Source organism: Fundidesulfovibrio putealis DSM 16056 (assembly GCF_000429325.1).
Taxonomy (GTDB): domain Bacteria; phylum Desulfobacterota; class Desulfovibrionia; order Desulfovibrionales; family Desulfovibrionaceae; genus Fundidesulfovibrio; species Fundidesulfovibrio putealis.
Genome location: NZ_AUBQ01000017.1, coordinates 98,725 through 110,147 on the forward strand (window position 1 = coordinate 98,725; position 11,423 = coordinate 110,147).

Sequence of the window (11,423 nt, forward strand, 5' to 3'; positions counted from 1 at the left end):
GGGAGTCGCTCAGGCCTTGCCGCTTTTTTCCAGGTGGGTCAGGCCGCGCTCCACCAGATACTCGGTCAGGCCCTGGTCGATACCGGTGGTGTGGCTCCTGAACCAGCCCACGATGTATTCCAAAAATTCAACCAGATCGAATTCGGCCTCCTCCACGAACCGCCGATGGAATTCCAGGGCCTTTGTGGAGCAATCCAGGTGTTCGCGCACCTGTGTGAAGTAGTCCGCGTAGCTGTTGTGGTCCATGAGGGACTCTTCCGTCTGAAAGTGGACGATGGTATAGTTGTAGAATCGGCGGATGAAGCGGGACACCTCGGAGACGCTGGCTCCGGATTGAACCGCCTCGGCTATGTTGTTGATGAGCACCACGAGTTCCTTGTGCTGCTCGTCAATCAGATACACGCCAACAGCCATGCTGTCGTCCCATTCAAGAATCGCCATACGGACCGCCTTTCTCTTCCAACACCACTACAGTTACAGAAACAGTCTCACGCTTCACCCGAACGTCCTCTTCATCACATCCAACAGCTGCCCCATCCGGATGACGTAGGTGTGCTCGGCCAGCACACGCTTCCTGGCGGCCCGGGCGATCCTGGCCCGTTCTTCGGGATGCGCCAGATAGTGCCGCACGAGCTCCGGGATCTCCTGCGGGTCGCCATACACGGCCACCTCGCGCCCCGGCTCGAACAGGCGCTCCATCTGGGCGCGGTGGTCCGTCAGCAGGAACGCGCCGCACGCGGGCACGTCGAACACGCGCTGGTTCACCGCGCCCTTCATCTGGAGGCTGGTGCAGTTGAAGTTCACATCGCTGTGCGGATAAAAGCCCGGTAATTCATCATAGTAGGCCAGTTCCGAAAGTCTGCGCCAGCGCGTCCCCTCGTCGGGAAAGGTGAGCAGCCAGCCCTCGTCCCCGGCGATGAGGGGCGAAAATTCCATGACCTGCCCCAGGCAGAGGGCGCGGTACTGCCGTGTTGACTCCCAGATGACGGCGGTCTCGAAGGCCAGCTGGCGCTGCGGCGTGGCCAGGGCCTCGAAGGCTGGCATGAGGTGCGCGAAGTGCCCGGCCATGAATGCCCGCACGCTCCACTCGGGATGCTGGCCGAAGGCCTCGGCCAGCGTCGGCAGGGCTTCCAGCAGTTGCGGGCCGGGATTGGCATACTCCAGGCGTTTGGCGGTCTTTACGACCATGGAGTTGCCCACGAAGCTGACCTTGGCGCGCCAGGGATGATCCGGCGGCGCGGGCCGGTCAGGCGGGACGAAGCGGCGCTCGTCCGCAGCCAGGGGGAGATAGAACACGTTGTCGAAGCCCTGGGCGCCAAGCGGCTCCAGGTTGTCCGCGTCCCAGGTGAAGACCGCCGTCTTTTTGGCCGCCGGATTGGCATAGAGGGCCAGAGCCAGGGCCGGGTTGTCCACGAACCAGGAGGCCAGGGGGATGTCCAGCTTGGAGAGAAGCCCGGTGAGCAGCCCCTCGTGGTCCACGCCCAGGTGGTTCACGGTCAGGGCAAAGTGGGGGCGCAGTTCCTTGATGGCGGTGATGAGCGATCGCAGGTACTCGTCCAGGCCGAGTTCGTCGCCGCCGGTATCCAGGTAGCGGTAGCGGACCCCCATGCGGTCGAAGGCGGTCATGATCTCGCCCAGCAGGAAGAACCGGCTGGTGATCAGCAGCACCCTTGGGGCTTCAGCCACGCGGGATCACTTGGCGGCCTGGGCTGCGAGCGCCGCGAGCTCCTCGTCGGACTCGGCCACCGTGAAAAACTGCATGAGCTGCACAAGCCCCAGGGTCTTTTTCACCTGGGAGCTGGGCTTGAAGAGCACCAGGGTCCTGCCCGAGGTCTGGAGCCGGGTGTTGCAGGCAACCAGGAAGCCGATGCCGGAGGAGTCCATGAAGCTGACCTCGGAGAGGTCCAGGACCAGGGTGGCGGCGTTGGCGTCCTCCAGGTTCTTCTCCACGGCGTGCTTGAAGTCCTGCGTTACTTCCATGGTTATCTCGCCGACGTATCTGGCGGTCAGGCACGGGCCGTCGTGGGTCCAGGTCAGATTTTCCACAGGTCCTTCCTTATCTGTTTGACCACACGCAGCACGTTTTCCTTGCCGCGTGTGGTGAGTTCGCATGAGTCCGACAGCTTGCAGATGATGAACATGCCCCGGCCGCACTCGGAATCCGGGGGGGCGTTCTCGAAGGAGATGGAATTGCCGAAGCCCTTGCCCCAGTCCACCACCTCGAACTCCACGGAGCGCCCCGGATTGAGGCGCAGGCGGACCTCCATAGGCCCCTCCCCGCCCGCGTAGGCGTGGCGGGTGACGTTGGCGCAGGCCTCGGTGAGCACGATGTCCAGGTCGTGGAGGGTGTCCTCGTCCGAGACGAACCGGGCCACGGCGGCCACAGCGTCCTTGGCCAGGTTGCGGCTGGCCGACGGGGAGGACGGAGCGGTGAAGATGCGGATGAGGGGGCTGCCGACGCTGACCCACAGGGCGGTGACGTCGTCGGAGAACACGGGGCCGGTGCGCTCTCCGCAGAGGTTCTCCAGGAGCGTCTCCAGGGAGAAGCGGTTCTCGGCCAGGAGCTTTTCGCTCAGGATCTTGAAGTTCTCCAGTTCGAACATCTGGTGATCCAGGCCGCGCCATTCGTACCAGCCGTCGGTGTACAAGAAGAGGCCTGCGGGCCGCTCGAAGGTGATGGTCCTGGTGGTGAACTCCTGGTCGAAGAAACCCAGCACCGAGGCGGTGGCGTCCAGCCAGGTGGGCTTGCCGTCGCTCCAGACCAGCGGGGGACAGTGCCCGGCGTTGACGTAGGTGATGGTGCCGGCGTCGGGGTCGATGTCGGCGGCGGCCAGGGTGACGAAGTCGGGCTCCTCGCCGATGGAGGACAACAAATGCCGACTGGCCAGTGAGAGCATCTCCGAGAGCGAGAAATAGTGCGTCTTGGACACGCGCACCAGCGTGCGCACCACGGCCATGAGGAAGGCCGCCCGCGCGCCGTGGCCGGACACGTCGGCCATGACCACGCGGATGGAGCCGTCGGGCAGGGTGAAGAAGTCGTAGTAGTCGCCGCTGGCCCGTCCTGACGGGCGGTAGAAGCACTCCACTGTGGTCTCGCCAAGCACTGGCGAGCAGTCCGGCAGCAGGCGGCGCTGCAACCCGGCCACAAGGTCGATCTCGCGGCTGATGCGGTCGTAGGCCTGGCGCAGGCGGCGGGTCAGGGTCACCTGCCTTGCGGCCGCGCCCACGCGGGCCAGCAGCTCCTCGCGGTCGAAGGGCTTGCCCAGAAAGTCGTTGGCTCCTGCGGCGAAGGCCTTGGCCTTGAGGGCCTTGGTGTCCTGCGCGGTGAGCACGATGATCTGCACGTCGTGGTCCTGGGCCGTGCCGCGTACGTGGGCCATGACCTCGAGGCCCGACTTCACGGGCATGTTCATGTCCAGGATGATCACGTCCGGCTTGAACGCGCCGTGGGCCTCGATGGCCTCCTGCCCGTCCTCTGCGGCGTGCAGCCGGTAGTGGCTGCCCAGGATGTAGGTCAGGAGCCGAAGGACGGTTTTGGAGTCGTCCACCACCAGGACGCGGATGTCTTCGGGTGTTGCCATCAGGCGAAGTCCCGACTGTCCAGCATGATGGTCACCGGCCCGGCGTTCACCAGCCCCACGGCCATGTCCGCCCCGAACACGCCGCGCTGCGCGCGTCCTTCAGGAAGCAAGGCCTGCACGTCGTCGCAGAGCTTGTCGAACAGGGCCTGCGCCACCGCAGGCGGCGCGGCCTGGGAGAACGACGGGCGAAGGCCCTTGCGGCAGTCGGCGTACAGCGTGAACTGGGAGACGAGCAGCACCTCGCCCCCGGCGTCCAGGAGGCTCACGTTCATCTTGCCCGCCTCGTCGGGAAAAACCCGCAGTTTGACCAGTTTTTCGAGCATGGCCCGCCACCAGGGAGCATCCGGAGAGTCCGGGCCGTCCTGCGGGCCGAACCCGGCCAGCACCAGGAACCCCGGCCCCACGGCGGCCACGCGTTCCCCGGCCACGTCCACGTGCGCCTGGGACACGCGCTGGAGAATAAGCCTCACAGGACCTCGGAATACGTCGCCTTGCTGGTGGACTTTTCGTAGACGCTCACCTCGTACACCGTGGCGGGCAGCCCGGCCATCAGCCTCCCCAGTTCCCAGTAGATGAACCGGGCCAGGTTCTCGGCGGTGGGGTTTCTACGCTGGAAATAGGGGACGTTATTCAAGTGGGTGTGGTCCAGCTTGTCGGTAACGGCCTTGAGATGGGCCTTCAAGTCCTTGAAGTCCATGAGCATTTCCGTGTCCTGGGTCAGGCGTTCGCCCTCGAACACGGCCTCCACCACGAAGTTGTGCCCGTGCAGGGCCTCGCACGGCCCGTCGTAGTTGCGCAGGCAGTGGGAGGAGGAGAACTCGTCCGTTATCGTCAGCTTGAAAACGCCACGGCGCAGGGGTTTGCGCTCGGATGCAGGTATTGTCGTCATAATTGTGTAATCCTTGTTTATACCGTCGCCTTTCCGGCGTTGGCCAGACAGTCGTCCACCGCCTGCCAGAACTGCGGGCACGGCCCCACGCACAGCTCTTCGGAGAGCGAAGTCAGGCATTCCAGGTCGTCGTAGACCAGGCGCAGCCTGACCTTGGCCGAACCTGGGTACTTATGAAAGATTTCCTTGAGTCCCGCAAGGGTGGTGCAGGTGTTGGCCTCCACGCGCACCTCCACGGGCTCGTCCCCGGCGGCCACGGCCTCGCCCAGGGGCCGCGCGGACTGCACCATGAGTTTCAGCTTCACGGGGTGGTCGCCCGCCTCCTCCATCTCCTTGCCGATCTTGGCCGTGAGCAGCAGGGGCTGGTCGCCTTCGAGCAGCTCGCGGCATTTGGCGAAGGCCTCGGGGAAGAAGATGGCCTCGCCGTCGCCCGCTATGTCCTCCAGGCCGCAGAAGGCCATGCGGTCGCCCTTCTTGGTGATGTGCTCCTTCTTGGTGGTGATGATGGCCGCCACCTTCACCTCGCAGTCGGGCGCGTATCCCTTGCACTCGGACAGGGTCTTGATGCCCATGCGGCGCATGTCGCGGATAAAGGACTTCAGCGGATGGCTGGTCAGATAGAAGCCCAGGGCCTCTTTCTCGCGGGCCATCAGCTCCTGGTGCTCCCATTCGGGCACCGAGGCCTCCTCGCAGCTCATGCCAAGGCCGGGGGTCTTGTTCTGGGGGACCGGAGCCAGGGCCATGAGCGAGAGCTGCCCGGAGTTTCGCTCCTCGGCGCGCTTCTGCCCCTGGGACACGGCCCGGTCAAGCCCGGCCATCAGGGCGGCGCGCGGCGCGCCGAAGGAGTCCATGGCCCCGGCCTTGATGAGGAACTCCAGCACCCGCTTGGTCACCTTGCGCAGGTTCACCCGGGAGGTGAGGTCCACGAGGCTCAGGTAAGGTCCGTTCTCCCCGCGCTCGCGCACGATCTCGTTTATGGCCTCGCCGCCCACGTTCTTGATGCCCGCCAGCCCGTAGACGATCTGGGCGTCCTTCACGCTGAAGTGGCGCATGGACAGGTTCACGTCCGGGGGGAGCACCTCGATGCCCCGGTCCGAGCTGTCGGAGATGTATTTCAGGACCTTGTCCTGGTTTTCGATGTCCGACGTGATGAGCGCGGCCATGAAGGCCACCGGGAAGTGGGTCTTCAGAAAGGCCGTATGATAGGAGATGAGGGCGTAGGCTGCGGAGTGGGATTTGTTGAAGCCGTACTCCGCGAACTTCTCCATCAAGTCGAAGATTTCGTTGGCCTGGTCGGCGGGGATGTCCTTCCTGGCGGTGCCCTCCAGGAAGCGCTTGCGCTGGGTGGCCATCTCCTCGGCGTTCTTCTTGCCCATGGCCCGGCGCAACAGGTCGCCTTCGCCCAGCGAATAGCCCGAGAGCACCTGGGCGATCTGCATGACCTGTTCCTGGTACACGATGACGCCATACGTCGGCTTGAGCACCGGCTCCAGGTCCGGATGGGGGTATTTGACCTCCACCAGCCCGTGCTTGCGGTCGATGAACTCCTGCACCATGCCCGAGCCCAGGGGGCCGGGGCGGTACAGGGCCAGCATGGCGATGATGTCCTCGAAGCAGTTGGGTTTGAGCTGCCGCAGGTACTTGCGCATGCCGTCGGATTCCACCTGGAAGATGCCGTCGGTGTCGCCCTTGGAGAAGAGCTCGTAGGTGGCCGCGTCGGTCAGGGGCAGGTTGTCGAGATCAGGCGGCTCGTGGCCCATCTCCCGGATGATGTCCAGGGCGTCCTGGATCACGGTCATGGTTTTAAGGCCCAGGAAGTCGAACTTGATGAGCCCGATCTTCTCAACCCGCTTCATGTCCCACTGGGTGACTATTTCCTGGTTCTTGCCCTGGTAGAGCGGCACGTACTCGGTCATGGGCTTGTCGGAGATGACCACGCCCGCCGCGTGGGTGGAGGCGTGGCGCGACAACCCCTCCAGCCTGCGCGACACGTCGATCAGCCGCCCGATCCTGGCGTCCTGGGAGGCCAGCACGGAGAGCTCCGGCTCTTTGTCCAGGGCCTTGTCAATGGTCATCTTCAGATCTTCGGGGATGAGCTTGGCGATGCGGTCGGTCTCAGGGAAGGTCATGCCCAGGGCGCGGCCAACGTCGCGCACCACGGCCTTGGCCTTCATGGTTCCGAAGGTGGTGATCTGGGCCACTGAGTCGCGCCCGTAGCGCTCGGACACGTAGCGGATGACTTCGGTGCGGCGGCGCTCGCAGAAGTCCACGTCGATATCAGGCATGGAGATACGTTCGATGTTCAGGAAGCGCTCGAACAGCAGGTCGTAGGGCAGCGGGTCCAGGTTGGTGATGCGCAGCGCGAAGGCCACCAGCGAACCGGCGGCCGAACCGCGCCCCGGCCCTACGGGGATGCCCTGGCGCTTGGCCCAGTTGATGAAATCCTGGACGATGAGAAAATATCCCGGAAATCCCATGGTCTTGATGACGCCCAGCTCATATTCCAGGCGGTCCCAGTATTTCTTCTCTTCTTCCGGCGTTTTCGGCCCCAGCTTGGCCAGGCGGTCCTTGAGGCCCTGGCGGGCCATGTCCGCCATCTCGTCGTCCAGGGATTTGCCCTCTGCCACCTCGTAGACCGGGAAGTGGTAGGTTTTGAGATCCAACTCCAGGTTGACGCGGCTGGCGATCTCGCAGGTGTTGGCCAGGGCCTGGGGCACGTGGGCGAAGGCGGCGGCCATCTCCTCGGGCGATTTGTAGTAGAGTTCCTGGGTGGTGAAGCGCATGCGCTTCTCGTCGTCCACCTTGGCCTGGGTCTGGATGCACAAGAGCACGTCGTGGGCGCTGGCGTCGTCGGCGTTCAGGTAGTGGCAGTCGTTGGTGGCCACCAGGGGCAGCTTCATCTCGTCGGCCAGTTCGAGCACCATCTCGTTCAGGCGGGCCTGCTCGGGCAGGTCGTTGGCCTGGAGCTCCATGTACAGGCGGTCGGGGAAGAGGGTCATGTACTGGCGCGCCATGTCCCGGGCCGCGTCCATGCCCTCTTTCAGGAGCGCCTGATGGATCTCGCCCTTCAGGCAGGCGGACAGGGCGATGATGCCCTCGCCGTGGGCGGCCAGGAGCTCCTTGTCCACGCGCGGCTTGTAGTGGAAGCCGCTCAGGTAGGATTCGGAGGAAAGCTTCAGCAGGTTTCGAAAGCCCACCGCGTTCTGGGCCAAAAGCACCAGATGATAGCCCGCGTCGCGCACGGAGCGGGCGTTCTTGTCCTTGCGGCTGCCCTTGGCCACGTAGACCTCGCAGCCGACGATGGGCTTGATGCCCGCCTTCTTGCAGTATTCGTAGAAGACCAGCGCGCCGTGCATGTTGCCGTGGTCGGTGATGGCCGCCGCCGGACAGCCGAACTCACCGGCGCGCTTGATCAGGTCGCCGATGCGGATCGCCCCGTCCAGCAGGGAATATTCGGTGTGGCAATGCAGATGAACGAAATCAGACATTATTTAAACACCCGTAATTATTATCTTTAAAAAACGAGACCCACGTCTGGATCGCTGACATCTTCTAGCGCCATTTCGCCTGAAAGCCAATCCCGAGCACGGCAGACATTTTCTGGCGTTCATTAAATTGCTCGTGGCACGTATCAAAACGGGGGGAACCCTACCTTACCTTTGGCGAGATCAGCCATATATAGAAAACACCAGCCCGACATGCGCACAGCTGAATTATTTCGCACGTGGAGACGGATTATGTCTGCAAAAATGATTATTCAAGCGGTGAATTCGGATACTTACCGACTCCGGTTCACCACGCACGACGGGGATTGCATCCTGGAATGCGAACCCCGCAAAAGCAAAAGCAAGGCAATTGAAGACGCCGAGACGCTCCGGCGAGGTGTGATGGAAGACGGTCGCTACGCTGTGCAGCGCAACGAACACGGACATTTTGCGTTCAACTTTCTCGGAGAGTCCGGCGAGGCCATCGGTGTGAGTGCACTCTTCCCCACGCCGGAGGGACTCGGCAGGGCCATCGCCGTGTTGAAGCAGCTGGCCCCCATGGCCGTGCTGGTGGACAACACCTGATGTAAGCCCCGCCTGTTGACGCCGTCACCGCCAGGACTCTCGTGGCTTGATCCTTTCGCGCCTGAAGCACGCACTTGCCGCCCCCCCCCGGATCGTCAGCTCCGCGCCGACCGCTCGGCTACGGCCCTACCCGCTCACCCGCATGGCCGCCGCCGGATTTATCCGCGCGATGCGAGACAGCACCTGATGCAGCTGGGCCTTGCCCTCCTCGCTTGCGTCCACGGAGAGCACGTCGTAGGCGGCCAGCAGGCCGCGTAGCGCCGTGTCCGGCTCCCACAGCTCCAGCTTGTACTGCCCCACCAGATCAAGAAGCTCCTCGATGTTTGGTCCGGCCAGGTCCGCCCTGCCCGACTGGGACAGCATCCCGGCCATGGCGATCAGGCCGTCGAAGCGCTCCCGCCCGGAGCGCGACTGGCGAAGCGCCTCCTGCAAACGGGTCACGGCCTCCATGAATTTCTTCTGGGCGGACAGGGCCTGGGCCTCTTCCAGGGCCTTGGCCAGCGGCGAATCCGACGGCCCCGCCTCCACGGACTGCCCGGACCCCAGGGCGATGGACTTCAGCCACGTTTTGGTCTCCGCGTCAGCGAAGGGTGTCCCGTCCGAGAAGCTCATCTTGTCGATGCCCTTCAGGCGCGACACGTACAGCGCGGTCTGGGACTTGAGCGCCTCCAGGGCGGGCGCGCCCTTGGCCCCCAGCGAGTCCAGGGCCTGGGCCGACAGACGTGAGAGGTCCAGCCAAAACAAGTACACCGGCACCTGCGATTCGGCCCGGCGCGCGGCCTCCTCGAACTGGCGGCCAGACACCAACTGGGCAATGGACGACTTGATGTTCTCGTCCGGGGCGGGGATCATGGTCTGGCCGTTGTCCGCCGGGGGCAGGCCGTCCACCTTGAGCCACGCTCCCAGGCGGTTCAGCGTATAGGCGCGCGGGTCGCCGCAGTCGGCTGCCAGCAGCAGGGCTGCCGTGCCGGTCATCTGGCTCAGGCAGGCGTCCAGGCTTACCGCCGGATCGGTCGATACCGGGCCGGATGGAGGCGCTGCGGGACGAGGCTGCGCACTCGCCGAAGCCCCTGAGGCTCCAGCCGTCTGCACCTGCTCTGGCTGCCCGCCTGCTGCGGGCGTGGGCTCCGGCTGCGGCTGGGCCTCCTGCGGAGGCGCTTCCACCGGAAGCCGCTTGGCGAACTCGGCCAGATCGCGCATGCCCGGCCCGTCCGGGGCGTTCTGGGCTATGAACTCGTCCAGGGTGCTGAACCCGCCCACCAGACGGTCCACCACGTCCTTGGGGAAGGCGGCGTCGGTGCTGTAGGCGTCGAAATAGGCCTGCACCTGGTCGCGATACCAGACCAGGGCGTTCACGCGACCCCGCATGCGTTTTTTCGGGGGGGACAGGTCCTCCCAGAAGGTGGTGGTCATGTCGGCGAGGAGCGTCACCCCGTCGGCCATGCCGGGGATGGCGTTCATCTTGAAGAGCGCCACGGCCATGTAGGCCGCGGTGGGCAGGTGCTTGCCCTTGGTGGTCAGGATGGTGGTGGCCAGCTTGGCGACGTTTTCCCAGTCGATGCCCTGGCCGCCGATGGTGGGCATGGAAAGCTTGTCGATTTCTGCCTGGAGCTTCTCGAACTCCGGCTCGTATGACGGGTCGGCTCCGGCGGGCTGCGCCGCGGAGATGGGGGCTTTGCCGATTTCTGCTACGTCCATGGCGGGTATGGCCTTGCGTTGGGGGTTGGCTGGGCGCGGCCTTGCGCCTCGCCCTTCCCCGCAATCTAACCAGAATCCCCCCCGCTGAACAACTCTTTACTCTTTACGGCTTTTGGACCTCGTATTTCTGGGCCTCGTGCCGACCTGGATCCTGGGAAATCGCCTCCGAGCGGGTCGCCGTGCCGAAAGCCAGTCCCACTGCCGCCAATATGAACAAAATAATGACCAGGCGTTTCATGCGGGTACTCCTCGTGTGGTTACGCGTCGCCCTGCTGTCGCGCGCAGCTGCGGTCGTTTTTCCTGGGCGTGACGCCTGAGCCTCCTCCGTCCGAGCCAAGTCCCATCTCCATCGCCGCCGCCTGGAGCACCTTGGCCATGCGGCCCGGATTGCTGACCATGGGCAGCGGCCCGGTCTGCAATTCGGCCACGCGCATCTTCATGAGCGTCGCCTTGGCGGCCTGGGCCTTCAGCGCCGATTCCTCCGCGTTCGATACCGTGCCCACAGTGCGCAGATAGACGCCTGGCAGCTGCCTGTCCCGCCTGCCGTAGGGATACGGCGCTGTCAGGCAGCTCCGGGGAAACGGCTGAAGCCGCACCGACAACCAGCGCGCCAGCTCCCGGCAGGTGAGCCCGAAGCTCTCGGCGGGCGGGGCGGGCACCAGCCAGTCCGAACCGCTTTGCCTGCCCGCGCCCCTCATGCCTGTCCGCCCGGCCACATCCAGGAACGATGCGCCGCGCTCCGGCAGCACGCCGTCCAGGTGCACCACGCCGCCGACTTTGCCGCCGTGCCGGTGCGCCACCGCCGAGGCGATCATGGAGCCGTACCCGTGCCCAACCAGGATGGCCCGTTCCAGGTCCTCGTGGAAAAGAAGCTGCGCCACGTCCTCCACGTGCCAGGAGAGCGATATCTCCGGGCGCAACATGTGCGAGCGCTCGCCGCAGCCGGTCAGCGTGGGGCGGAACGCCTCGTGGCCGAGCTTTGTCAGCGCCCTGGCTGTGCGCCGCCAGATCCAGCCTCCCGTGAAGGCCCCGTGGATGAGTACGAATGTGGCCATGCCGATGCAGAGCAAAGAGCCTGCCACAGGCTAACTTGAATCATATCGGCACATTAGCAGTCGACACAAACACAAACAGCACCACAAAAATGAAACATGCTACAAATTCGTCATGTTACATGGGGAGAGG

At 64.5% G+C, this 11,423-nt stretch carries 11 protein-coding genes; 1 reads left to right on the top strand and 10 read right to left on the bottom strand.

Features of this window, described 5'->3' with window-relative positions; all coding sequences use genetic code 11:
* Positions 1-9: 9 nt before the first annotated feature.
* From G453_RS24385 to dnaE, 7 genes are read right to left on the bottom strand one after another with little or no spacing between them, the layout of a single operon-like run.
* Positions 10-441: a bacteriohemerythrin gene (locus G453_RS24385; protein ID WP_043645959.1), complete on the bottom strand. Its 432-nt coding sequence runs from the start codon at positions 439-441 to the stop codon at positions 10-12.
* Between the two features lie 54 nt (positions 442-495).
* Positions 496-1,686 (bottom strand): CgeB family protein, encoded by a 1,191-nt coding sequence (locus G453_RS0114935; RefSeq protein WP_027191699.1) that lies wholly within the window; start codon positions 1,684-1,686, stop codon positions 496-498.
* A gap of 6 nt (positions 1,687-1,692) precedes the next feature.
* Entirely contained in the window at positions 1,693-2,046 is a 354-nt protein-coding gene (locus tag G453_RS0114940; RefSeq protein ID WP_027191700.1) for an STAS domain-containing protein, read from the bottom strand.
* Complete coding sequence (locus G453_RS27325) at positions 2,034-3,581, bottom strand: SpoIIE family protein phosphatase (protein ID WP_084502389.1); 1,548 nt, start codon at positions 3,579-3,581, stop codon at positions 2,034-2,036. The genes G453_RS0114940 and G453_RS27325 overlap by 13 nt, the downstream gene beginning before the upstream one ends.
* Positions 3,581-4,051 carry a D-aminoacyl-tRNA deacylase gene (dtd, locus tag G453_RS0114955; RefSeq protein WP_027191702.1) on the bottom strand — a complete coding sequence of 157 codons (471 nt, stop codon included), beginning with the start codon at positions 4,049-4,051 and terminating at the stop codon, positions 3,581-3,583. Before dtd ends, G453_RS27325 begins: the two co-directional genes overlap by 1 nt.
* The gene (gene queD, locus G453_RS0114960) at positions 4,048-4,470 is read right to left on the bottom strand and encodes a 6-carboxytetrahydropterin synthase QueD (protein WP_051272477.1); all 423 of its coding nucleotides are present in this window, start codon (positions 4,468-4,470) and stop codon (positions 4,048-4,050) included. Before queD ends, dtd begins: the two co-directional genes overlap by 4 nt.
* Positions 4,471-4,487: 17 nt before the next feature.
* The gene (gene dnaE / locus G453_RS24395; RefSeq protein WP_051272478.1) at positions 4,488-7,958 is read right to left on the bottom strand and encodes a DNA polymerase III subunit alpha; all 3,471 of its coding nucleotides are present in this window, start codon (positions 7,956-7,958) and stop codon (positions 4,488-4,490) included.
* A 399-nt stretch (positions 7,959-8,357) separates the two neighbouring features.
* On the opposite strand from dnaE, the gene G453_RS28080 reads away from it, so the two are divergent.
* Positions 8,358-8,540: a YegP family protein gene (locus tag G453_RS28080; RefSeq protein ID WP_156920953.1), complete on the top strand. Its 183-nt coding sequence runs from the start codon at positions 8,358-8,360 to the stop codon at positions 8,538-8,540.
* A 126-nt stretch (positions 8,541-8,666) separates the two neighbouring features.
* Here G453_RS28080 and tssA read toward each other — a convergent pair whose 3' ends face one another.
* The 3 genes from tssA to G453_RS26520 form a co-directional block, all read right to left on the bottom strand.
* Positions 8,667-10,238, bottom strand: coding sequence for a type VI secretion system protein TssA (gene tssA / locus G453_RS0114975; RefSeq protein ID WP_027191705.1), 1,572 nt, complete (start codon positions 10,236-10,238; stop codon positions 8,667-8,669).
* 103 nt (positions 10,239-10,341) lie between these two features.
* Positions 10,342-10,476, bottom strand: a complete 135-nt coding sequence (locus G453_RS29035; RefSeq protein ID WP_268870787.1) for a hypothetical protein — start codon at positions 10,474-10,476, stop codon at positions 10,342-10,344.
* Positions 10,477-10,495: 19 nt separating this feature from the next.
* Positions 10,496-11,293: an alpha/beta fold hydrolase gene (locus G453_RS26520; RefSeq protein ID WP_156920954.1), complete on the bottom strand. Its 798-nt coding sequence runs from the start codon at positions 11,291-11,293 to the stop codon at positions 10,496-10,498.
* Between the last annotated feature and the right edge of the window lie 130 nt (positions 11,294-11,423).

What these genes read in the sequence shown, in the direction of transcription:
- G453_RS24385 (WP_043645959.1), bottom strand. Translation starts at nt 441, where the DNA reads ATGGCGATTCTTGAATGGGACGACAGCATGGCTGTTGGCGTGTATCTG.
- G453_RS27325 (WP_084502389.1), bottom strand. Translation starts at nt 3,581, where the DNA reads ATGGCAACACCCGAAGACATCCGCGTCCTGGTGGTGGACGACTCCAAA.
- queD (WP_051272477.1), bottom strand. Translation starts at nt 4,470, where the DNA reads ATGACGACAATACCTGCATCCGAGCGCAAACCCCTGCGCCGTGGCGTT.
- dnaE (WP_051272478.1), bottom strand. Translation starts at nt 7,958, where the DNA reads ATGTCTGATTTCGTTCATCTGCATTGCCACACCGAATATTCCCTGCTG.
- G453_RS28080 (WP_156920953.1), top strand. Translation starts at nt 8,358, where the DNA reads ATGGAAGACGGTCGCTACGCTGTGCAGCGCAACGAACACGGACATTTT.
- tssA (WP_027191705.1), bottom strand. Translation starts at nt 10,238, where the DNA reads ATGGACGTAGCAGAAATCGGCAAAGCCCCCATCTCCGCGGCGCAGCCC.
- G453_RS29035 (WP_268870787.1), bottom strand. Translation starts at nt 10,476, where the DNA reads ATGAAACGCCTGGTCATTATTTTGTTCATATTGGCGGCAGTGGGACTG.
- G453_RS26520 (WP_156920954.1), bottom strand. Translation starts at nt 11,293, where the DNA reads ATGGCCACATTCGTACTCATCCACGGGGCCTTCACGGGAGGCTGGATC.